At 41.5% G+C, this 22,832-nt stretch carries 24 protein-coding genes and 2 pseudogenes; 4 read left to right on the top strand and 22 right to left on the bottom strand.

Annotation, left to right across the window (positions count from 1 at the left end; translation table 11 throughout):
* Positions 1–72: 72 nt before the first annotated feature.
* The 7 genes from B7720_RS01860 to B7720_RS01825 all read right to left on the bottom strand — a co-directional run bounded on the left by B7720_RS01860 (position 73) and on the right by B7720_RS01825 (position 7,919).
* Positions 73–2,160: an SSURE domain-containing protein gene (locus tag B7720_RS01860; protein ID WP_084856244.1), complete on the bottom strand. Its 2,088-nt coding sequence runs from the start codon at positions 2,158–2,160 to the stop codon at positions 73–75.
* Positions 2,161–2,314: 154 nt separating this feature from the next.
* Positions 2,315–2,980, bottom strand: coding sequence for a potassium channel family protein (locus tag B7720_RS01855; protein ID WP_001283884.1), 666 nt, complete (start codon positions 2,978–2,980; stop codon positions 2,315–2,317).
* 13 nt (positions 2,981–2,993) lie between these two features.
* Positions 2,994–4,373, bottom strand: a complete 1,380-nt coding sequence (locus B7720_RS01850) for a TrkH family potassium uptake protein (RefSeq protein ID WP_084856242.1) — start codon at positions 4,371–4,373, stop codon at positions 2,994–2,996.
* 33 nt (positions 4,374–4,406) lie between these two features.
* Positions 4,407–5,171 carry a nucleoside phosphorylase gene (locus tag B7720_RS01845; protein WP_084856241.1) on the bottom strand — a complete coding sequence of 255 codons (765 nt, stop codon included), beginning with the start codon at positions 5,169–5,171 and terminating at the stop codon, positions 4,407–4,409.
* Positions 5,172–5,455: 284 nt separating this feature from the next.
* Entirely contained in the window at positions 5,456–6,079 is a 624-nt protein-coding gene (locus B7720_RS01835; RefSeq protein ID WP_084856237.1) for a TetR/AcrR family transcriptional regulator, read from the bottom strand.
* A 39-nt stretch (positions 6,080–6,118) separates the two neighbouring features.
* The gene (locus B7720_RS01830; RefSeq protein WP_084856235.1) at positions 6,119–7,201 is read right to left on the bottom strand and encodes an ABC transporter permease; all 1,083 of its coding nucleotides are present in this window, start codon (positions 7,199–7,201) and stop codon (positions 6,119–6,121) included.
* 1 nt (position 7,202) lies between these two features.
* Entirely contained in the window at positions 7,203–7,919 is a 717-nt protein-coding gene (locus B7720_RS01825) for an ABC transporter ATP-binding protein (protein WP_000854376.1), read from the bottom strand.
* A 230-nt stretch (positions 7,920–8,149) separates the two neighbouring features.
* Between B7720_RS01825 and B7720_RS09880 the strand changes: the two are divergent.
* Positions 8,150–8,284, top strand: a pseudogene (locus B7720_RS09880) (low temperature requirement protein A); the annotation flags it as partial.
* A gap of 61 nt (positions 8,285–8,345) precedes the next feature.
* Here the strand turns inward: B7720_RS09880 and B7720_RS01815 are convergent.
* Both B7720_RS01815 and B7720_RS01810 read right to left on the bottom strand, forming a co-directional pair.
* Positions 8,346–9,581: a carbohydrate-binding domain-containing protein gene (locus tag B7720_RS01815; protein WP_084856233.1), complete on the bottom strand. Its 1,236-nt coding sequence runs from the start codon at positions 9,579–9,581 to the stop codon at positions 8,346–8,348.
* A gap of 276 nt (positions 9,582–9,857) precedes the next feature.
* Positions 9,858–10,421 carry a sugar O-acetyltransferase gene (locus B7720_RS01810; protein WP_084856231.1) on the bottom strand — a complete coding sequence of 188 codons (564 nt, stop codon included), beginning with the start codon at positions 10,419–10,421 and terminating at the stop codon, positions 9,858–9,860.
* A 175-nt stretch (positions 10,422–10,596) separates the two neighbouring features.
* Between B7720_RS01810 and B7720_RS01805 the strand changes: the two genes are divergently transcribed.
* The 3 genes and pseudogenes from B7720_RS01805 (at position 10,597) to B7720_RS01790 (ending at position 11,530) form a co-directional block, all read left to right on the top strand.
* Positions 10,597–10,905, top strand: a complete 309-nt coding sequence (locus B7720_RS01805; RefSeq protein ID WP_049478112.1) for a rhodanese-like domain-containing protein — start codon at positions 10,597–10,599, stop codon at positions 10,903–10,905.
* A 9-nt stretch (positions 10,906–10,914) separates the two neighbouring features.
* A pseudogene (locus tag B7720_RS09755) lies at positions 10,915–11,259 on the top strand (rhodanese-like domain-containing protein); the annotation flags it as partial.
* Positions 11,234–11,530: a rhodanese-like domain-containing protein gene (locus B7720_RS01790; protein ID WP_000450167.1), complete on the top strand. Its 297-nt coding sequence runs from the start codon at positions 11,234–11,236 to the stop codon at positions 11,528–11,530. The pseudogene B7720_RS09755 and the gene B7720_RS01790, both read left to right, overlap by 26 nt.
* 221 nt (positions 11,531–11,751) lie before the next feature.
* Here B7720_RS01790 and B7720_RS01785 read toward each other — a convergent pair whose 3' ends face one another.
* The 13 genes from B7720_RS01785 to B7720_RS01725 form a co-directional block, all read right to left on the bottom strand.
* Complete coding sequence (locus tag B7720_RS01785) at positions 11,752–12,009, bottom strand: metal-sensitive transcriptional regulator (RefSeq protein WP_000185160.1); 258 nt, start codon at positions 12,007–12,009, stop codon at positions 11,752–11,754.
* Positions 12,010–12,215: 206 nt separating this feature from the next.
* Entirely contained in the window at positions 12,216–12,758 is a 543-nt protein-coding gene (locus tag B7720_RS01780; protein ID WP_084856230.1) for a DUF3592 domain-containing protein, read from the bottom strand.
* A 76-nt stretch (positions 12,759–12,834) separates the two neighbouring features.
* Complete coding sequence (locus B7720_RS01775) at positions 12,835–13,497, bottom strand: hypothetical protein (RefSeq protein ID WP_042901940.1); 663 nt, start codon at positions 13,495–13,497, stop codon at positions 12,835–12,837.
* A 13-nt stretch (positions 13,498–13,510) separates the two neighbouring features.
* Positions 13,511–14,053 (bottom strand): DUF3592 domain-containing protein, encoded by a 543-nt coding sequence (locus B7720_RS01770; protein WP_084856228.1) that lies wholly within the window; start codon positions 14,051–14,053, stop codon positions 13,511–13,513.
* 14 nt (positions 14,054–14,067) lie between these two features.
* Positions 14,068–14,580 (bottom strand): hypothetical protein, encoded by a 513-nt coding sequence (locus B7720_RS01765; RefSeq protein ID WP_084856226.1) that lies wholly within the window; start codon positions 14,578–14,580, stop codon positions 14,068–14,070.
* A 74-nt stretch (positions 14,581–14,654) separates the two neighbouring features.
* Positions 14,655–15,707, bottom strand: a complete 1,053-nt coding sequence (locus B7720_RS01760; protein WP_239828064.1) for a hypothetical protein — start codon at positions 15,705–15,707, stop codon at positions 14,655–14,657.
* The gene (locus B7720_RS01755; protein WP_084856224.1) at positions 15,704–16,759 is read right to left on the bottom strand and encodes a hypothetical protein; all 1,056 of its coding nucleotides are present in this window, start codon (positions 16,757–16,759) and stop codon (positions 15,704–15,706) included. Before B7720_RS01755 ends, B7720_RS01760 begins: the two co-directional genes overlap by 4 nt.
* Positions 16,760–16,869: 110 nt before the next feature.
* Positions 16,870–17,535 carry a hypothetical protein gene (locus B7720_RS01750; RefSeq protein ID WP_084856222.1) on the bottom strand — a complete coding sequence of 222 codons (666 nt, stop codon included), beginning with the start codon at positions 17,533–17,535 and terminating at the stop codon, positions 16,870–16,872.
* 1 nt (position 17,536) lies between these two features.
* Positions 17,537–18,109, bottom strand: coding sequence for a hypothetical protein (locus B7720_RS01745; protein ID WP_084856220.1), 573 nt, complete (start codon positions 18,107–18,109; stop codon positions 17,537–17,539).
* Positions 18,110–18,419: 310 nt separating this feature from the next.
* Positions 18,420–19,274 carry a VOC family protein gene (locus tag B7720_RS01740; RefSeq protein ID WP_084856218.1) on the bottom strand — a complete coding sequence of 285 codons (855 nt, stop codon included), beginning with the start codon at positions 19,272–19,274 and terminating at the stop codon, positions 18,420–18,422.
* Between the two features lie 110 nt (positions 19,275–19,384).
* Entirely contained in the window at positions 19,385–20,422 is a 1,038-nt protein-coding gene (locus B7720_RS01735) for an aldose epimerase family protein (RefSeq protein ID WP_084856217.1), read from the bottom strand.
* 146 nt (positions 20,423–20,568) lie between these two features.
* On the bottom strand, positions 20,569–21,564 hold the full coding sequence (gene lacD, locus B7720_RS01730; protein WP_084856275.1) for a tagatose-bisphosphate aldolase: 996 nt from the start codon (positions 21,562–21,564) through the stop codon (positions 20,569–20,571).
* A 10-nt stretch (positions 21,565–21,574) separates the two neighbouring features.
* Positions 21,575–22,741 carry an SIS domain-containing protein gene (locus B7720_RS01725; protein ID WP_049477854.1) on the bottom strand — a complete coding sequence of 389 codons (1,167 nt, stop codon included), beginning with the start codon at positions 22,739–22,741 and terminating at the stop codon, positions 21,575–21,577.
* Between the last annotated feature and the right edge of the window lie 91 nt (positions 22,742–22,832).

The raw sequence follows: 22,832 nt of genomic DNA, 5'->3' as shown, positions 1-22,832 counted from the left end.
CCTTCGATAAAAACAGTGTTATACTTGCTTTAGTATAACACTATTTTCTCTAATGTTTAAGTGATTTGAATCTTAATCTTCTCGTTTGGTTGTCAAACCCAAAAGTCCAACAAGACCTGCCAAGGCTAGACCAAAGATACCAAGGCCAGCTGTAGCCGTTTTAGCTTCCCCAGTATTTGGTAACATCGCTTTATCATCTTTTTTCATCATATTAGCCATTGGGCTAGAAGCTGGTTGATCTACTTTCATATCTGACATATGGTGATTTGTACCCATCATACCCTCAGTCGTACCTGTAGAGCCTGTTTCAGAAGGCTTCGTATTCATCTGACCTTGTTGAGATGGTATTGTCGCCATTTCTTTTCCACGAAGCTGAATCGTTACTTGACGAGTAGCAATCAGATTGGTCAAATCAGGTTTGCCATCTTTAGAGCCATAGACTTTAACAGTAGCTAGGTATGTATGTGTTCCGTTAGCTCGAAGTTGATCCAGCAAGGCCTGACCATCTTTGCCAACCGTATTGCCATTCAAATCCACTTCGTAGAAATATTGACCTTTAGCCAAGCCTTCAAGTGGCAATAGCGCTGGGTTCTTCGCTGTTCCATTGTCAGACCATGGAGCTTTGTCTGAGGCTTTTAACAAGAGGCGAGTCAACATACCATCTCCACCAAAAGCTTCGTATGGAATAACTTGGTTGACACCGGCCAAGAAAGGTCCAGGAACCTTAGCCTTATCAAGGTAGCTAGCTGGAACATCAATCATGTCTTTGACATTGTTAACAACAGACTCTTTGACCTGATTTGGTGTGGTCAAGCCATTCAAATTAACAGTCAAATCTTTAGTCGCTATGAGGTTAGTTAAGTCAGGCTTGCCGTCTTTCGCACCGTACACCTTGATAGTAGCTTTATAGCTTTGAGTACCATTTTGTTTCAAGAGGTCAAGCAGCTCTTTATCTGATTTTCCTTGGGTGCCTGCCAAGTCTACTTCATAGAAGTAAAGGCCTTTGCCCAATTTTTCTACTGGTGGGAGAGCTGGATTTTTAGCCGTTCCATTGTCTGACCATGGAGCTTTGTCTGAAGCTTTCAAGATCAGACGAGTCAACATGCCATCTCCAGCGAAGAATTCATATGGAATGACTTGGTTGACACCAGCTGTGAATGGTCCTGGGAAGTTAGCCTTTTCCAAGTAAGTGGCTGGGACATCTACTGTGTCTTTGGTGTTGTCAGCCACACCTTTTTGAACTTCTGCTGGAGTGGTCGAACCATTCAAATTAACAGTCAAATCTTTAGTCGCTACGAGGTTAGTTAAGTCAGGCTTGCCGTCTTTCGCACCGTACACCTTGATAGTAGCTTTATAGCTTTGAGTTCCATTTTGTTTTAAAAGATCAAGCAACTCTTTGTCAGATTTGCCTTGGGTTCCAGCCAAGTCTACTTCGTAGAAGTAAAGGCCTTTGCCCAATTTCTCTACTGGTGGAAGGGCGGGATTTTTAGCTGTTCCGTTGTCTGACCATGGAGCCTTATCAGATGCTTTCAAGATAAGACGAGTTAACATGCCATCACCAGCGAAGAATTCGTATGGAATGACTTGATTGACACCAGCTGTGAAGGGACCAGGGAAGTTAGCCTTGTCCAAGTAAGTAGCTGGGACATCTACTGTGTCTTTGGTGTTGTCAGCCACACCTTTTTGCACTTCAGCTGGGGTGGTCGCTGGTTGAGCTTCACTAGCTTCACGGTCTTGTCCAGAAACTGTAGACGCAGGACTTTCCGCAGGTTTAACTGCATCTTCTGTTTGTTTCTTAGAGTCAGGTTGTGCTTGCACTTCTTCTTTTGGCGCTACTGCCAGCTCTTTAGCAGTTTCGTCCACTTTTTCTGAAGAGCTTGTCGTATCCACACTTGCTTTAGGTGTTGGAACAGACTGTTCTGAAGGAAGAGCTACATCGACTGCTTTTTTGAGAACCTCTGCTGGTAAGTCGCTCTTTTCACTCACCGAAGCAGCGTCTGGCACGACTTGGGCAGGAGTCGGATTGACGACATCAGCACGCGCAGAACTTGGTTGACCAACTAGGACAAAGAAGCCACTAGCCACAACAACTGAAGCAACACCGACACTGAGACGGCGAATAGACCAACGAGTATATCTCTGATTTGGATTGAATTTCATAGGATTCTCCTTAGAGTTTTCTTTTTTTATGACTCTAGTATAATCTCCTAAAATTAAAAAGGATTAAGAAAAAGTTAAAATTTTTCTTAAATCCCTCTTATAAAATACTTATATTGACTCGTTAATTATTTGGAAAGAGAGTACCCTTCCTCTCCTACTCACTCAGTTCAGCTAGGGTGTCCAGATGTTGGTTATTAATGACGGCCATGATGTAGGCATCTGCCTGCAAGAGGTCATTAGGTCCGAATTGGACATCCAGAGGAGCATTTTCGTAGGAACGAAAACCAAGTACATTGAGGTTGTATCGCCCACGTAAATCCAACTGACTGAGGCTTTTACCTACCCATGATTGGGGGATTTTCATCTCGACAATCGATACATTCTTGTCCAGCTGAAAGACGTCTACGCTGTTATGAAAGAGGATGGTCTGTGCTAATGAGCGCCCCATTTCAAACTCTGGTGAGATGACTGCGTCTGCACCAATTTTTTCCAACACCTTTTTAGCCGTATGGCTTTTGACCTTGGCAATAACGGTCGGCACTCCTAAACTCTTGCAGTGCATGACCGCAAGAACACTGGACTCCAGATTTTCACCTGTTGCGACGACTACGGTATCACAGGTGTCAATCCCCGCTGATAGAAGGAGTTCTTCATCCGTGATATCTCCAACTACCCCACGCGCCAGCACAGGTTCAAATTGATTAATGCGTTCCTCGTGGTCATCAATAGCAATAATATTCATGTCATGCTTGGCTAGGGCAGCCAAAACACTGCTCCCAAAAATTCCCAAACCTAAAATTCCAATTGTCCGATCTGACATCGTTCTTCCTTTCTTATCCGATAGTGATATCTGCTTTCATATAGTGAATCGTGTCTTTCTTGTCTGGCTGGTATTCCGCTACACTGACCAGTAGTGTCAAGGGACCAATACGGCCGATAAACATCAGCAGCATAACGATGCTGAGGGCTATCTTGCCTAGCTCCGGTGTTAAATTTGCCGTCACTCCAACTGTCGCAAGGGCTGAAATGGTCTCAAACATGAGGTAGATGAAGCGCGGATTTCCCTCTGCTGTTATCCCTAGTAGAATCAAGCCCAGCAAGAAAGTTAGCAAGAAGATAATAAAGACACTGAAAGATTTTTGCACGGTTCGGGGTTCAATGGTCCTCCGAGCCACATTGGCATGAGGCAAGCCCAATAGTTCGCTACGAGCAAAGACCAACAAGACAAAGAAGGTCGTAATCTTGAGCCCCCCTGCTGTCCCTCCTGGTGCCCCGCCCAGAAACATCTGCAAAATGTAGATCAGTAAGGTAACTGGTCTAGCCTGGGTGTAGTCAATGGAAGCAAAGCCTGCCGTTCTCATGCTGACGGTCTGGAAGAAACTAACCAGCAATTTCTCTGGAGCGCTGAGATTTCCGATCGTCCCAGGATTATTCCACTCGATGAACAAAGTCGATACGGTTCCAAAGAGTAAAATTCCCGCCGTTAAAAAGAGAACCAACTTGGTATGGAAACGCAGACGGCGTTTTTTCTTTTTCCCAAACTGGGTCGCTAGGTCAAACCAGACCATAAATCCTAGCCCCCCCGTGATAATCAATCCTGCAATCACTAGATTGATCAAGGTATCCGTTTGAAAGGCTAGCAAACTCGTACTTCCAAAATTATCAAATCCAGCATTGCAGAAAGCTGAAACAGCCAAAAAGATAGAGGTTAGAATCCCTCGCCCCCAGCCAAATTCAGGAATAAAGCGGAAACTCAAGAGAAAGGCACCGATCCCTTCCACTAGAAAAGTCGTCAGAAAGATTGAACGAATGAAATCCTTTAGAGACTGGGTTTCTCCATAAGCAAAACTTTCTTGAATAGTCTCACGGCCACGAAGACTGAGCTTTTGCTTGCCTTGGATATAAAAGATTCCGATAAAGGTCATGAGCCCCAAACCACCGATCTGGATCAAAATCATACAAATCAACTGGCCCCAGATATTGTATGTAGAGGCTACCGGCTGGGTAAAGAGCCCTGTCACACAGACCATGGACACGGTCGTAAAGAGATGGTCAAAGTAGGTCGCTTGTGACGTTTCTGCTTGCACAAAGGGGAGACTTAAAAGAAGCGAACCTAAGAAGATCACTAGGGCAAAACTTAAAAAGATGCGACGGGCTGGCGATAACCGTCCCAGTATCGTCTTGATTTTTTCCAAAAAAGATTTGAATAACATAGCTACATTTTACCATAAAAACAGTCAGAATACTCACATGTGGTGCACAATGGCAAGACAGAGTTCGAGTGCCTTATCAAAAGCTTCTGAGCCCCAGTCACGACTGTCATAGTTGTCTAGATCCGCCAAGGAATCTGCGGTAAAGAGTAATTCTCCCCAGACAACTCCACGTAGCTGAGCTACTGCCGCAAGAGCAGAGCACTCCATCTCCACAACAGCACAGCCTTCTTCCTTGCGATAGGCAACCTTTTCAGCCGTCTCTCGGTAAAAACCATCTGTCGTCCAGGTCATGACTTCCTCGTAAGGGATGCCTCTTTGCTCCAAAACTTGCTCAATGGCAGAGACAGCCTCAATCTGCATCTCCATATAACGAGAAGGCGCTACATAGTGGTAGCTCGTCCCCTCATCTCGCAAAGCGCGAACAGGGATGAGAAAGGCATTTTCCTCTATATCGGCTAGGACACCACAGGTTCCAGTGGAAATGATTTGCTCCACACCATAGCCAATCAACCAATCCATAAACTGGGCCGCTGGGGCAGAGCCTACGGGCGCCTGGGCCAGACAAATCTCCTCGCCCTTGTAGTTGAGGACGTAGACTGGATAAGTTTTGGTGGCCGAAACGAACTCACCAACACAATCCGCCCCTACTTCCTGAGCGTAGCGGTCAATCTCTTCCTCCAAAAATGCATAGATGCACTTCTTTGGCAACTTTAAGTCCAATCCCTCATGTGTTGGCATAAGGACCGCCTGGGGGTTATCGTCAAACTCTAAAATGGGAATCACATGTTTCTGAATCATAGCCCACCTCCTCTAATTTTGTACTATTGTATCAAAAGATGACGGAGTGTCAAGGAGTTGTCTTTATCAGTCCAGAAATCTCCTCTTCCATACACTTGAGAAATCGTTGCACCGCTGGAGAAGTCGGTTTCTGTTTTAGTAAAGTGATTGAGGACTATCACCAAAATACCAAATTCAACAATAAAAAAGCACGAATCTGCATCAGGTAATGTATACCCTTTTATATTATCTTGTACAAGAAGCCAAACCAATAGAATCTAGCCTCCATTTTGTCTAGGCCTACTCTATTTCCACAAACCACCTAAAATCTGTTTTTCTAATAAGTCTAAGTCTTCCTCTTTTATTTCTCCATTATCGCTAACGATATAAAGCTGAGCGAAGTAAGCCAACAATGGACCAACACAAATACGAACCATTTGAGGACTCGTTAACTCTGGATTTACACGTGGATCTGCCAGCAATTCCTTATGAAGTACTCGAAGTTTATCTTGAATAGCATTCCAGATAAAAATCTGTTCATTTTTTAGTTTTTTATTTGAAAAACTCTCCTGCAGAATGATTTTCATCAAAGCACGATTTTTTTTGAGATAGCTCATACGATCATGGACGAGATAACGAACCCTCTCTTCTGTCGTTTCAAAAGCTAAGAGTTCCTCAAAAAAACTACCGAAAATGCTTGGGACTACAGGATGTAAAATAGCCGTCAGTAGATCATCCTTCGTCTTAAAATACTTAAACAAAGTTGCCTGGCTTAGTCCAGCACGCTCAGCTATGTGAAGAGTTGAGGTCCCATGGTAACTCCTAGTTGATATGAGATCCACTGCTGCCTGCATGATTTTTTTCTTTCCTTGAGGGTAATTCGCTTCTTCTAAGTAATCTTCAAACGATTCAAAAACAGTCTTATCCATCTAATCTTCACACCTTTTTAGCATTATTTATGTTGATTTCTAAACTTTACGATAACGACGCAATCCAACAATATTGAGAATTGTTAAAATGATCAAGAAAATCATTAAAACACCAAGATTTGACAAAATATCACCAAGATTGTGCCCGTAAAGAATAATCTGGCTTATTGCATCACCAGAATAGGTTAATGGCAAAAATTTCCCCACAGTTAGAGCCCATTCTCCCATGGATGACAATGGAATAATTCCTGAGAAAAAAAGTTGGGGCATAATCACGAGAGGAATAAATTGCATCATTTGGAATTCTGATTTTGCTAGAGTAGACAAGAGAATTCCAAAAGCTAGTGCTACAAGAGCCAGTACCACATTAACTATTATAACATTTAAAATACTTCCTAAAACTTCTACATCTAGTAGCCAAATTGCTGCTAAAACGACAACTGCCGTTTGAAAAATCGCAATAATACCGTAAGACAACATATAGCCATAGACGATTTCAGATCGTTTCACTGGTGTTGCTAACAAACGTTCTAGTGTTCCACTGGTGCGTTCTTTCAAAAGCGCCATACCTGAAATCAAAAAGACAAAAAAGAAAACTACAAAACCTATCAAAACCGGAATCATATTGGTAAAGAAGCTTGTGTTTTCATCTCCATACTGGTAAGACTCCTTGATTTCTGGTGTTTTTGCGTCCGAGTCCAATTGTGGAAGAGCTTGTTTAACACGAGATACTAACTGATCGGTGCCTTCACTGGCGATACTTGTCCGTAACACTTGTCGTATCATAGATGTTTTGGAGGCGTCTGTGTTTGCGTAGTCGACCTGGTACTCACCGTTTTTATAAGAAATCACAGCATCGACTTTTTCATTTGCTAGCGCTTCTTTGGCTTGATCTAAGTCTTGATAAGTCTCGACGTCCACATGATCGAGCTCATCCATTTTCGTTACCAAACCAGTTGGTAGATCCTGTGTTGCTAACTTGACATTCACGGTTGTACTAGCTGAAAACATGAGGTTCATCAACCACATGATAAAAACAGGTGCTATAAACATCAGGGCTAGAGTTCGTTTGTCACGAAGTAATTCTTTGATGACTTTTTTTGCAATCGCTATTGTTCTCATTTTACTCACCTTCTGCTTTTAAAAATACTTCTTCAATACTTGAAACTTGATAACTTTCTTTTAAGTGTTGCGGTGTATCAAAAGCAATGATTTTTCCGCCTAATAATAAGCCGACCTTATCTGTCAACTCTGCTTCATCCATAACATGGGTAGTAACTAATATCCCTACCCCATTGTCTCTAAGCGCGAATAATTCTTTCCAGATTTTCTTTCGAAGAGAAGGGTCGATTCCAACTGTCGGTTCGTCCAAAATCAAGAGTTGAGGATTTCCTAACAGCGCGATAGCAAGCGACAAACGCCGTTTCATTCCTCCAGAATAACCAGATACCGCCTTGTTTAAGTAGTCTGTCAGATCTACTACTTGAGCTATATAAGCAATTTCCGCCTTCAGATCTTTTTTAGAAAGCCCCTTTAGCTGACCAAAAAATTCCAGATTTTCTTGGCCTGACAAGGTCTCGTATAAAGCATCTGATTGGGCCATATAGCCAATATCTCCTAAAATATAGCGATTGGGCATAGTGTGATTTAACACTAAAGCTACGCCTCCATCAGCCTTTTCCATTCCTAACGTAGTCTTAATCATAGTTGATTTACCAGCACCAGACGGACCAATTAAGCCTATAATTTCTCCTGGCTGCAATTCAAAGCTGACATGATTCAGAACTATTTGATGGTCAAAAGATTTTACTAAATCTTGTAAATGTAGTAATGTTTTCATTTACTTCCTCCTTGGTGAGTGATTACTCACTTTTTAAATCACCGAAGCTATTATAGTGAGTAATCACTCACTTGTCAAGAGAAAGGGTTAAATTCTTTAAAAAAATAAAACACCAGATTCGTATCTGATGTTTATAATGGATAGCTATTGCTTTTAGAGCTGTTTCTAAATCTCTTCTCGATACTCTGAAATGGTCTTTCCTGTCCACTTTTTAAAGGCCTATTCTTCCTCTGCTTTTCTCAGCCAATCCTACCATCGTCATTGCTATCGCAACTCTAATGACCTTGGCGATGGAAATTCATTTTACTCATTTTTATATGAAACAGACTAAGAAATTTTCAAGACCTAATTGGGAGTTGTTTTAGCTACAATCCATCTCTCAAACACAAAAACTCTCCCCTCTCTTTCGAGAAAGGAGATTCTTTTTTATCCTTGTCCGCCAGGGGCTGGACCGCCACCTTGAGGGCCTCCATTTGGTCCACCGCCTCCAGGCATAGAATTGACGATTTCCGTTTGTTTTTCACCGTTGAGATAGATATCTCCACCTGTGTAGATCGCTGTTCCATCAAAGTCAAAACCTGTTTGACCAGTCATTTTAATGGTTCCGCCTGTAACCGTCACGTTCCCATTTGAGTCGATTGGATCTGTGTCTCCTTGGCCGACTTCTACTGTCAGGTTCCCACCGTTCATAGTGAAGAAGATTTCACTCTGTTGGACATTTTTGTTGGCTGCATTGACACCATCGTCCGTTGAATAGATAGTAATGTCCCCACCGTTGATAGTGATTGACTTCCCTTCAAGTCCTTCTGTCGAATTCTTAACGGTGTAGGTACCACTATCGATAACCAAATTACCTGATGCGTGGATGCCATCATCTCCTGCTGTAACGGTGATGTTGTTATTAGATAGGTACATGGTTCCGACTGAAGTATCCTCATCATTATCCACCTTGACTCCGTCTTCTTTAGCATCAATGATCATGGTCGTACCAGTGATGTTGAGCTCATCATTGACATTAAAGGCATCGCCAACTGCTGTGATGTTATAGGTTCCACCCGTAATGTGAAGAGTGTCGTTAGCCTTGATACCATTGTTCTTCTTGCCATCTACATTGAGGGTTCCTTTCCCGTTGATGGTCAAATCCACCTTAGAAAAGAGAGCTGCGTCGGCTTTTTCGTCACTGTTCGAGCTTGAGTCAGAGAGACTGTTGGTGGTTCCTTCTGCCAGAGTCAGGTAGACATGGTCAGCCGATGTCGCAGATATCGCTGCATTGGTATTGGTCATGGTTGTACCTTTTAGGACTAGATGAACATCTGCAGACTTATCTGCCTTGACCTTGATCTGCACTCCGTCAGACTGACCTGAAATCACATAGGTTCCAGATTTTGTGATGGTCACTGTTGATTCAGAGACTGTTACCCCATCTCCAGAGACGTTTGCTGATGAGCCAGATAGCTCAATCTTAGAAGCTGTACTTTCATCATAAGAAGTATCATTATCCTTCTCTGTAAAATAGGATGATTGATTTGTCTTTGTTTCAGTTGTTGTAGAACTATTTGTCGTTTCATTGGTATTGGATGAAGTTATTGACTGGGAACATGCTGCCATCAACACCATTGCCGTTAAACTCGTTGCGAGTAGGGTCCATTTCTTTGATTTCATACCTTTTTCCTCTCCTTCGTATGATATAGCTAGACAGTCTACTGAAGATCCCTGAAACAAAACTAAAACTTTTCTGAAAGTTTCCTTAAATCTAGTTTCACTCAGTATTCTTTTGAAAGGGCTACTAGAAACAATTTGAGAGTACTAAAATGCATTTAATAGTTTTTAAAAGCAACATTCCCAGTGCGATGTCTCCTTGACCAAGAAAGCCAAAAAGAAGAAAAATCTATAAGACTAAGATAAAGATTACAAAAAGAACAGCTCCAGCTGTTCTTTTTAATTTTCTTTCACAGGGATTGTCTTGATAACACGCGCAGGATTGCCACCTAGGACAACATTGTCTCCAAAGGACTTGGTGATAACGGCCCCCGCTCCTGCCACTACGTTATTTCCTAGTGTCACTCCAGGAAGGACAATGACGCCACCTCCAGCCCAGAAATTATCTCCGATGGTGATGGGCTTGCCATATTCGACTCCTGAATTTCGTTCATGCGGATCCAATGGATGGAGTGGGGTTAAAAACTGACAGTTGGGACCAAGCATGGCGTTGTTCCCGATGCGAATCGGACAAACATCCAGCATGGTCAAATTCCAATTAGAATAAAAATTTTCCCCTAGATGGATATTGACTCCATAATCGACCACCAAGCGTGGATTGATATAAAGATTTTCCCCAGTTGAACCAAACCAAGTCTTGATAATCTCCGCCCCTTTCAAGGGGTCTAGCTCCTGGTTGAAATCCGCCTGCTTCTGGCGTGCAGTCTGAGCGAGCGCACGCAACTCAGGATCAAACGGATGATAGGGTTCCCCTGCTATCATTTTCTGGTATTCACTGGTCATCTTAGCACCTCACATTTACTTTGAGGCCATCATATCAAAAAGACTTTGAAAGGTCAAGAATAGCCTGCTTTCTAAACTCTCGAAACTAATTCCCTCCCAACTCAAAACAACTTGCTTGACAAAAGCTTAACTTCATGGTTTAATATACCCCATAAGGGTATATTTGGAGGTGCCTATGTTTCACTTATTATTTACAAAAATTGACAGTATTTCTACCAGCGAGTTAGAAGCTAAACTCAGAGAACCGATTCAGCTACTGGATGTTCGGACGCCTACGGAATTCCGTAGAGGTCATATCAAAAACGCCAAGAATGTTCCTTTAACAGAAATCGGTTCTTACACACCTGCAACAAAAGAAACACTTTATGTCATTTGTCATTCTGGTGTGCGAAGCAAACTAGCTGCGAAGAAGCTAAAGAAAAAAGGCTACGATGTCATCAATGTCCGAGGCGGTATGAGCGCTTGGACAGGCAAGGTCATCTAGAAGCATAAAATAATTGGCTACACAGCCTTGAACCTTATCGAAGGTCTGAGCGATAATATCCAATGGTGTCAGCTCAAAGACGATCTGACTAAGGGTAAAAATCCCTAGATATACGGACAAGTGGCGAATTTCAGGGGGGCGACCCAAGGTCGATACCATTCATATCCCCCTAAACAAACTATGGGAGAACTTGGATGAACCAGACGCCTACATCAGCGTTTTGCGTAGCTAGATCACAGAGCGTAGCCTCGAGCGGCAGGATTTACCGTCCAAAACCCTGATAGCGCTTATTCACAATATAAAATGGCTAATCCAGAAGGAGTCAAATATGGAAACGAGTATCAGCATGGCTGATTTTTATGAAAAATACCTAAATGAAAATCTAAACCTTATCGATGTACGTGAAGTGCACGAATTCCAAGCAGGACATGCACCAGGTGCTAAAAATCTGCCTTTAAGTACCTTGGAGCAAGGTTACAAAGAACTCAAACCTGACCAGGAATATCATGTCATCTGTCAAGGTGGAGTCCGTTCCGCATCTGCTTGTGAATTTCTAAGCGCCCAAGGCCTCACCGTTATCAATGTAGAAGGTGGTATGAATGCTTGGCCCGGTCAAGTAGAATAAGCAAAAAACCGATTAAGGAACTTAATCGGTTTTTTCATTTCTGCAACCCACTGATATAGGGCTCGTAGCCCGTCGCTTCTAAAAAAGGAAGCACATTGACGGTATCTAAAAAGAGGTTGCTCATTGGTATTGGGGGAACTCACCCGTTTATCTGACATGATTTCTTTATCGAAATAGACTTAAATGCCTTTGTCTGCATTGTTTATCAATAGCAAATTAGTTTATTTCCGTTTAATCAGGTATCGGATGGCCTTTTCTAGGCGTTCCTTTTGAGCCTCGGGGTCGTCTAGTGGTTGGTTAATACAGCCCGTGAGATTTTCAGTAATTATCATCTCAATCACGCGCTCAACGCTAGATTTCACTGCTGTCAACTGCGTAACAATATCTGCGCAGTCACGATCTTCTTCAATCATCTTTTGAATTCCACGCAACTGACCCTCTGAACGTTTCAGGCGTGTGATGTACTTTGAGTTTGTCATTAATTTATCCTTGGTCACTTTTTCTTCATTATATCTCGAATAAGGGGCTTTGTCAAAATTCACTTCCTGTCTGTATTTGTAGGAGGCAACCTTTTCTCTGTATCATAAAGAAAAGATAGGTGAGCATGAAAATGGAAAAGAAACTCTGTCCTCCTTGAAGCTTGATGGGAAATAAAGTTGCCCATTAACCAACTGACTTTTATGCCTTATATCTTGGACAAAAAGGCAAGGATCACTATCCCATAGACTAGGACTAGAGCCAGACCAAATCCGATACCAAACCACTTGTAAAACTTGTCCATCCCGCTGTAACGTTCGACATAGGCCCTGTTCGGCTTGTCTGGATCGTACCAGACCGTCAGCTCCGAATGAAGGGGGAAATGGGTCTGCATCAATCGTTTGAAGGAAACAAAGGAGTTGCTGTAGCGAGTGATCGAAGGGGCCAGCATATCTTCTCTTGTATAATCATTTGAAACTTTAGTAGGACCCCACGGAGTCGTGACCGTTTTGAACATAAAATACTGCAAGGTTTTCTTATAAGTAATCCCATCCACCGTGTATTCGACGATAGGTGGATACCCCTCACGAAAACGGCTATATCCGATAACTGTTCCCTGTACGGATGACTGGGCAAGGCGGACCAACTTCTGATCTCGAAGATAGAGGTAGAGAAAGGTCCCACATACAAATACAAAAGATAGGAAGATGACGATTGTCCCAACTATCAAACCAATCACTTCTTTATTCATATGAACTCCTCCTGTTATTTTATACAGTAAAATCTTAAAACTAACTCATCCAGAAAGGACATCGATGCCCTCGAGTCTACTCTTCGGATTTTTCTTTTGACTGTTTTTCTCTCAAATCTTTCACCGATTTTGATATGATATCTCTCACCTGTTCGTCAGTAAGTCCTGGAATCTGGTAATAAGGATTATTGGATTCGCTTTTTGACGGCTTTGTTCCTGAACTTTCGGTTTTAGAACTTTGTTCAGTCGAAGACGAGGATTTCGACTCTGAGGAACTGGATTCTTTGGCCTTAGAGGAGCTAGACGACTCAGACTCAGAAGGCTTGGACGTTTCAGGCGTTTTAGAATCAAGCTTAGGCGGCTTGTTTACTTGGTCGTTCGGCTGTTTCACAGGTTTATAGAATAGCCCAAAAGACAACAGCAAGGCCATCAAGATCCCAATGCCAGCCAAGGTTCTTTTATTGGCTTCAGCCGAGGGAACCTTTACTCCCTTTGTACTGAGTGTTTTCCATTCTGGATGCTCTTTTTCTATGGCTTTTTTCTGTCTCCTAAGAGGAGCAAGTAGAAAATGATTAAAAGGCACAATCGTTACCATAGCTACCGTTACAAGTGGGACATAATTGGAATGACTTGATACCAGTAGAACATCGAGTATAGCGAGAAGGATGAAGAGGAAACGCCCCACAAACTTACGAACTTGATGCTCTTTTTTGATCTGCAAATATCTCTCTTGTGACATTATGTGGATTACCTCACCTCTTTAACAAATAAGCAAGCACTACAACGGCGTAGACCATGATTAACAATATAGCACTACCGACGCCTAACAATTTATAAAATTTGTTGATTCCACAGTATCGTTCCACATAGGCCCTGTTTGGTTTTTCAGGATCATACCATACTGTCATCTTCGAATAGACTGGGAAATGCGTTCGCATTAAGTTATTAAACGATATAAAAGAATTACGATAAAAGGTTAGTGAATTTGCCAACATATCCTCTCTTGTAAAGTTATCAGATGTACTTATAGGCCCCCATGGAAGCGAAACCGTTCTGATTATAAAATACCGTAATGGTTTGCTATAAGTAGTTCCGTTAACCGTATATTCAACAATCGGAGGATTCCCAGCCTGAAAATTACTATAGCCCACAACCGTTCCCTTAACAGACGATTTGGCAAGACGTACCATCTTTTTATCCCGAAAAGAAAGGTAGAGATATGTACCAGATAAAAAGATCAAGGATAAAAGAATAACGATGGTAGCAACTAAAAATAAAATGGTTTCTGTTGTCATATTCAACTCCTATCTTATTCTACGCTCTTCACATCGGACATTGAAAGTCTCATCTTAGATGGATCTGACATCGAGTCAACAAGCTCCAATTGTTCTGAATTAAGTGGTAACAAAATTAATGTAGTTGTGTAAGAAGGTAACTCACCACTATCCTTGATAGTATAGCTGATCTTTTGATTATCAAAAATGGCCTTGCCATCATAGGACCAGCTCAGTGAAAACTCCAAATCTTTTTTGATATCTACGTCAGCGAGCATTAGTGCTGCTCTACCATCTGAGACGGCTCCTGTAAAGTAGATAGCCATACTTCCCTTACTTCCAATTTCTGGATGTTCTTTGGTCAATTTTTTACCAAGTTCAATTAAATCTGACGTTTGGCCTTCATATTGTGGTGCTACTACAAATTTCAATTCTTTCTCTTTACTTACAACTGTCTCACGTGTACTTTTCTCTGTTCCCCCTGCTTCCTTTCCATTAGAGCAAGCTCCAAGAAGCAATAACAGGATGACGACAACTAACTTCTTCATTTTTTCCTCCCTATTTAAAATTCAATGTCAAATATCAATATCTATTGGAATATAAGACAAATGCTTTTGTCCCATTATTCTTCCTCCGTACTGGATTTATAATATTGTAAGAACTCTTCTTCGCTTTGAACCAAATGTTCCTGGCCATCTTTTGAACTAGCTGCTGGAATAGTGATATCCTTGAAAATATTGGTACCTTCTGGAAGAACTAGCTTTAAGAGAGAGATTTTAAAGCGGACGTCTTCTTTTCCAAGGAAATATAATCTAGAAGACGGGCCGGATTTTAAGATTGAAAACACTTTAGGATATTTATCTGCTAAAGAACTAAATTGACCATTTGATACAGACTTATTTAGAAAAAAATCAGATAAAACTAAGGTGAAATTTTGATTTGAAAGTCTATCATGTTGATTAAGTATATCTTCGAAGTTATCTTTATGTTCTGTAGTCTCTTCTTTATTGTAAAGCTCTTTGGAAGTTTTATCAGATGGAATAGCTGCTATTATCTTTCCTTCCTCTATATCAATAAGCCCATTTTCAGTTTTCGATTCTGGCTGTTGGCCAGTATCCATACTAATTGGTAAGTAAGTTTTTCCTTGTTCCGTATACAAGTAAAACTTATACCCACGAAACCTTCTTGGAATATAATCCTTATTATATTCCCTCACCATCTGAAATACATCATACGTTTTTTGTTTGATTGTCCCATCTTTCGTATCATAGACGTCTAACAACCAGTACTCTCCCTGCTCTGGAATATTACTTTTCAAATATGGAACCGCATCCTCTTCAAGGATCCAATACTTATACGTAGCTGATTTTAATTTGTAACTCTGGCGAACAATAAAACGTTCACCATTGGTTACTGTATTTACCTCAACTTTTATCCTATTATCATATTTCTTAGCCTCTTTCGCATCTTTTAACTCCGCATCATTATCCCAATCAACTGCTACCGCCTTGTTATCATCCATAAATTCATAACTTGCAATTTTTGCCCTTGGACTCCACATAACAAACTGAGTAAGTTCATTCCTTCGATATGCCTGATAAGCAAAGTAAAACCCTATGACAGTGAGTGCAAAAAGTAGGACTTGAACTAATTTTGATTTTATCAGTCTTTTCATTCTTCCTCCGTACTGGATTTATAATATTGTAAGAACTCTTCTTCGCTTTGAACCAAATGTTCCTGTCCATCTTTCGAACTAGCTGCTGGAATAGTGATATCCTTGAAGATATTGGTACCTTCTGGAAGAACCAGCTTTAAGAGAGAGATTTTAAAACGAACATCTTCTTCTCCAAGAAAATCTAGTTCAGACAACACCCCTTTGCTTAATATATCAAACACCTTTGGATATTGGCTTGTCAAGGACGGATATTGGGAGTTTTCTACTAGTTCTTTAAAACTGAATTTAGATGAATCAAAAGTAAAATTTTGATTTGAAAGTCTATCATTTTGATTGATTATATCTTCAAAATAGTCTCTATTTTTTATTGTATTTTTAAAAACATCATAAAACTCTTCCCCTGACTTTCCAGATGGTGTTTCAGATAAAATTTTTCCACTCGTCAAATCAATTATACCTATAAAAGTTTTAGCACTTGGTTCACTATTCACAGCCATTTTTATAGGTAAATAATCTTTTTCATTCTCGGATTGTAATAATTTTGATGATTCAGCAACACCAATTGGAATATAATCTTTATTATATTCCCTCACCATCTGAAATACATCATAGGTTTTTTGTTTGATTGTCCCATCTTTCGTATCATAGACGTCTAACAACCAGTACTCTCCCTGCTCCGGAATATTACTTTTCAAATATGGAACCGCATCCTCTTCAAGGATCCAATACTTATACGTAGCTGATTTTAATTTGTAACTCTGGCGAACAATAAAACGTTCACCATTGGTCGCTGTACTTAACTCAACTTTTATCCTATTATCATATTTTTTGGCTTCTTCTGCTTCCTTTAATTCTGACTCACGATCCCAATCAATTGCTACTGCCTTGTTATCATCCATAAATTCATAACTTGCAATTTTTGCCCTTGGACTCCACATAACAAACTGAGTAAGTTCATGTCTGCGATATGCCTGATAAGCAAAGTATAGCCCTATGACAGTGAGTGCAAGAAGCATGACTTGAACTAATTTTGATTTCATTATTTTTTTCATTATCTTCCCTCATCAGTGATTTATATAATATCAAAACGCTTTATAGGACTAGTATCCACAACTGCCATATTTAAAAACTCAACATACTTTTCTTTCATCTTATCCTCTTCTTACTTCTCTTCCCCAAATAATACTTTCCCCTGCTTGTATTTTCGTACGGCTAAGAGCCAGCGGATTGGATTGTTTTGAAATAGTAGAAGAACCACGCTAATTGGGACGATCGTTGCTCCGATTGGTACCATGAACATGGACGGCTCAAACCATTCCTGTTCATAGTAAGGAATGAAAGTCGCAGGTATAGCAAAAAATACAACAATAACAAAAACAAATAGAAGAACGAGGATAACAAATAGATACAAGATGATTTTATCGACTGTTGGTTCCTTATCTGGTGACTTCCTCCAAAAAGTACTACTTTCAACCGCATCTTTAAACTGGTCTTCACTTGCTGGGACAAGCGACTTGGCCCCACTGTAGAACAGTTTTTCAAATCCATAAACACTTCCGATAAAAACGAAAAGGATTGCGGCTAGATGGATAGGAATCATCCATTCACTCAATCTAAAGGGCGCTATCAAGGAACGAATCCAAATACTGATGACAGCAACTAGCAAGAAAGCAAAGAGGAGAACCCAAGGCCACTTGGATTTCTTTGAACTGATAGCACCATCAGTGTCTGAAACGGTGCTAGATTCTGTCGTTAAAGCCTCTCTCGTCCTTGTGTTATAGTAGACGGATTGCAGGCTTCCTTGGCCTATATAAATGATTTTTCTCATCTTACATTTCTCCCTCTTTCCCTTGGCTATCGTCCTGTAATGTCTCCATCAGCTCTTTGAACAGTCGTTTGCGCATTTTCATCTGAAATTCATAGACAATATAAACAAGTGAAAAAATCCCTAACATATACATAATCAAGAACAGAAAATCAGAGTAGGTAAAATAACGATAGATGGAAAACAGAATCATGAGAAAACAAAAAACCTCAACTAGGACTGCCCATCTAGATTTTCTCCTAAGTGTTTTGATATTGGCTTTTGTCAGCCGGACTTTTCTAAATCTATCTGTCTTCATGTTACGTCGGGTAGACTTGGCAAGGAGAATGGTCCCAAAAACTAAAAACAGCGACATCAAGATAAAGAAGATTAGATTAAGAGGGGATGAGACATCTCCAAAGGTTTGGTTGAGCAACTTCGACAGCCGTTGCAAGGAAAAGACTACAATAGGAGCTGCAATGGCTGAATAATTCATGCCTTGTTTTACTTCATAGAATACTTGATTTCTCAGATCATAATAAATAAAATAGTCCTCCAGAGGGCCCATATTGATTAATTTTTTTACACTTGTGTCCATCTTATTTCCCGTCTCCTAAACTCAATACGGATGTTCAAACAAAGTTCTACTTTCTCTTAAAAGCATCGTGACAACGATTGCAAGCAGTCTACTGATTTTGGGCATTTGCCTTCCTAGAGAAAGAAAAGATTATTAGTATTATAGCATGAACCCCTAGAAAAGGTAAAATATCCTCGACCGATGCCTTTGCCAGAGCCAAGAAAGCTTTCGTCATTTCATAAAAAGCGAACAAGTCCGCATTCTAAAAACAGAATGCGAGCTTATCCGCCTTTTTCTATGTCTCTAAAGTAAATGATGTGTTTTCCTCATTTCATCGTTCCAAGCGAATGCGAGTCACAATCCCGTCTGGGTCTACAAGATCCAACTCACTCAAATTTAGCCACTTGATTGGTGCTTCTAGCTCTTGCGCTTGCTTAGCGATGTCCAAGAGTTCTTCCTTGCTTTCGACCTCAAGGACGTAGTAGGCCAAGCCTGGCAAGCCTTGCTCACGCGGAGCTAGCCCTTTTCCAGCCCATTCATTGACAGCCAGGTGGTGATGGTACTGACCAGCCGCTATCCAACTAGCACTAGGAATGCTAAATTTATCTTCTAGTCCTAACACCTTTTGATAAAACTGGCTCGCCGCGTGGCTATCCTTCACCGATAGATGGATATGCCCCATTCTCGTCCCTTCAGCTAGGATAAAGGGATCTACCTTTTCCCCTAGCTCATAGATGTCCTGTGCCGCAAGGGCTTCGGTCACACCGATAATGCGGCCGTCTTCTCGAATATCCCATGAAGACACTGGCTTATCACGGTAGAGTTCAATGCCATTTCCTTCCAAATCCTCTAGATAAATAGCCTCACTGTATCCATGATCTGCACCCCCAACCAGAGGAATCCGCAAGTCACTTAGGTGTTTCAAGACATCTGCCAAGGCTTTTCGTGTCGGCAACAAAATCGCCAAATGGTAGAGCCCATAATGCTCCCTTACTTCGCCAGACTTTTCTGCCTGAATCAAGTGAACCAAGGCTTTTCGACCAAGTCCCAAAATCGCTTCTGTCTCTGTTTGGGATAAAATCTCCAAGCCAATAATCTGGTGATAAAAAGCCGTTTGACTCGTTAAATCCTTGACATTTAAAACAGCCTCTGCTAGGTAAATGTGGCTTTGGTATGCATAAGTCATAGGGTGTCTCCTTTTGTTTGTTGTAACTTTATTAATTACATCAATTATACACTATTGAAATAAAATGTCAACGAAGACAACTCAAAAGAGCTGGAAACCAGCTCTTCTTTTTATTTGACAACAAGCTCGTAGCGAGTTTTGCTGGTGAAAGTTTCCCCTGCTTTGAGAATGACTTGGTCTTTGAGGTCACTGTGAATGGCATCTGGTAAAGCTTGCGCTTCAAGGGCAATCCCATTGTGTTGCACCATTGGCTGGCCTCCGATGATGACACTCTCATCCACAAAGTTTGCTGTATAGACCACAAGGCAAGGGGCCTCTGTCTTGAACAGCAGGAAACGACCTGAGTTTTGGTCATAAAGGAAACCAGCATTGTCATGACCTGCAGGAAGGGCAAATGGGTGATCCAAACCAGATACCAACTGGATTTGCTCATCTTCCTCTGCAAAGATGTCCTTCAACAAAGCTCCATTGTAGATGTGTTTAACCACATCACGATTAGCATCTGGAGCCTTATCTGGAACACCGTCCGGAGCGATTGGGTAAATGCCCTCCGTATTTAGTTGGAAGACATGGCGGTCAACTGTCTGCGTGAAATCACCAGACAAGTTGAAGTAGCTATGATTAGTTGGATTGACAAGCGTATCCTGATCTGTCGTTACCTTATAGCTGATTTCGTAAGCACCAGTTTCTTCCAAGTAGTAGCTAATCCAAATCTTAAGATTACCAGGAAATCCTCCTGTCCCATCTGTACGCTCTGTGTAGAGGGTCAAGCCGTGGGCGCTCACCTCTACCAATTCAAACAAGCTTGAATCCCAACCTGTTGAACCACTGTGGTTACAGTTGCTAGCGTTGTTGACTTCAAGATTATAGGTCTGGCCATTGAGCTCAAATGTCGCTCCAGCAATACGGCCTGCTACAGGACCTACACTTGCTCCATGCTTGGGACTATTGCCTACATAGCTAGCAAAATCATCAAAACCCAAAATCACATTGGCAAAATTACCAGCCTTGTCAGGTGTGACATAGCGCAAAATGGTCGCACCATAAGTCATAACTTCAAGCTGGTAACCACCATCAGTTTCAAAGCGATAGGCCAAGACATCCTTGCCCTCATGATTTCCAAATACACGCTCTGTGTATGCTTTCATTTTCATCTCCTTTTTTCTATTTCTATTAAGTAAACAAACCATAGAAAGTGTATGTACCATCTATGGTTGTAGTTTCTATTTTCAGAATCCTTTGTCAGAAAACCTTAAGTATTTTCTTAACAAAAGGGAATTCTTCTATTCTTATTTTATGCTTCTACACGTTCAGTCCATGAAGTCGCTGTTGTTTGAAGAACCTTGTTGAGTTCGTCAATGTTCTCAAATCCAGTTGTGCGAAGCCAGTCGCGAGCTGCTGCTTCACCATCTTTGATGTAAGCTTCAACTGATCCAGCCCATGTAGCACGGCCACAAAGAACACCATTGAAGTTTGCGCCTGATTCGTGGGCAAAGACAAGTGTTTCTTGGAATAGTTTAGCTGATACACCAGCACTCAAGTAGATGTATGGCAAGTTAGTTGCTTCATCTTGTGCTTTGAAGAAGGCTGCAGCTTCTTCGCGTGTATGGACGATTTCACCATCACCAAAGCCTTCAACGTATTTAATATTGACTGGAACTTCTACTTTCAAGACATCGATGTTGAAGCGTGGGTCTGAGAAGACCTTCATAGCACCGATAACCTTGTGTGGTTTTACTTTTGCGTATTCAGCAGAGCCAGCGTCAGCGATTTTTTCATCGTAAGCGAGGATTTCAAGGAAGAATGGAATGTCTTCCGCCACACACTCTGAACCGATGCGTTCGATGTAGGCTTGTTTTTCTTGGTTGAGTTCGTCAGAGCTGTCTACGTCATAGTAAAGCAAGAATTTGACTGCATCCGCACCTTGTTCTTTGATGCGTTTGGCAGACCAAACATCCAAACAGTCAGGCAAGCGTTTGGTACTTGTTGTGTCATAACCCGTTTTCTCATAAGCAAGGAGAAGACCAGCATTTGGATCAAGCGCTTTTGTAGCTGGAAGGCCATATTCAGGGTCGAGAAGCATAGAGGATGCGTATTTTGTCAATTCATCTGCAACCAAGACCTTGAGTTCTTCCATTTGAGCGACTGTTGGCTCTTCTGTTTGGTATTGAGCCATGAGGCGTTTCAAAGCGCCACGTTGGTCAAAGGCAAGAGCTGAGATAATGCCGTTCTCGTCAGAGAGTTTTTGCAGGCAAGCTACTTTTTTGGGACTTAATTGTAATTTACTCATAGACACTTCCTTATTTTTGATAGTCATGAATGATCACACCTTGTACCACACGGTTTACGGTGCCTGTAGGAGATGGTGTATCTGGTTTGTTTTCTACCTTGAGTGAAGTCAAAAGGGCAAAGAGTTGGGCATAAACGATGTAAGGGAAGACACGGTAAATATCGTTCAAGACACAGCCACAACCAAGGGCCACTTCTTTGACATTTTCAAGACCAAAGGCTTGATCACTTAAGAGCACAACACGACGAGCAATCTGGTCACCAGCCACTTCACGAACCAAGTCCAAGTCGTACTTGCGAGTGTAGTCTGTCGTTGTGCCAAAGACCAAAACAACTGTATCTTCGTTGATCAATGATTTTGGACCGTGACGGAAACCAACTGGACTTTCATACATGGTCGCCACTTGACCAGCAGTCAATTCCAAAATCTTCAACTGAGCTTCATGAGCAAGTCCAAAGAAAGGACCAGCGCCCAGGTAGATAACACGGTTAAAGTCGAGGTCAACCAGCTCCTTGACATCTGCTGCATTGTCTAGAACTTTACGCGCAAGGCTAGACACAACTTCAAAACGTTCAGCTTTCACAGCAAATTCTGTAGGGTCAAAGACCAAGAGAGCTGTTAGCATCATGGACGTAAAGCTAGAAGTCATGGCAAATCCAGCGTCATTGGAAGCAGCTGGTTGCAAGAGCAAAAGATTGCGCTCATCGCCATGAGCTTGAAGCGCCAATTTACCATCTGCAGCACATGTAATGGTCACTTGATAGAGGTCGTCAACCAAGGCTTTAGCCAAATCAACAGTCGCCACACTTTCAGGTGAATTCCCACTACGAGCAAAGGAAACAAGGACCGTCGCCACATCTTTTTTCAAATAAGTTTCTGGGTTGGCTACAATATCTGTTGTCGCAATAGAATTGAAATTCCATTTGCGCTCGTCATAGACTTCCTTAAAGTATGGCACCAAGGTATCTCCCACATAAGCAGAAGTACCAGCACCCGTCAAGATGACCTTGATATAGTCATGTCTATCAGCGATACCTTGCAGAAAGGCTGCAATTTCTTCACGTTTCGCTTGATAGGCTTCAAAAGCTTCTTTCCATACATCAGGCTGTTGGTAGATCTCACGAGTTGTGATTTCTGCACCCAGTTCAAGTAATTCTTCTTTTGTGTAATTTAGCATAGAGTTCCTCTAATCTATTATTATTTCATTCCTATTGAAAATATGGGAACGGGAGTGACTCCCATTCCCATGTATATTCTATATAAGATGC

This window comes from Streptococcus oralis subsp. oralis (genome assembly GCF_002096455.1).
GTDB lineage: Bacteria > Bacillota > Bacilli > Lactobacillales > Streptococcaceae > Streptococcus > Streptococcus oralis_CY.
This window is presented reverse-complemented; position numbering and strand designations above follow the sequence as displayed.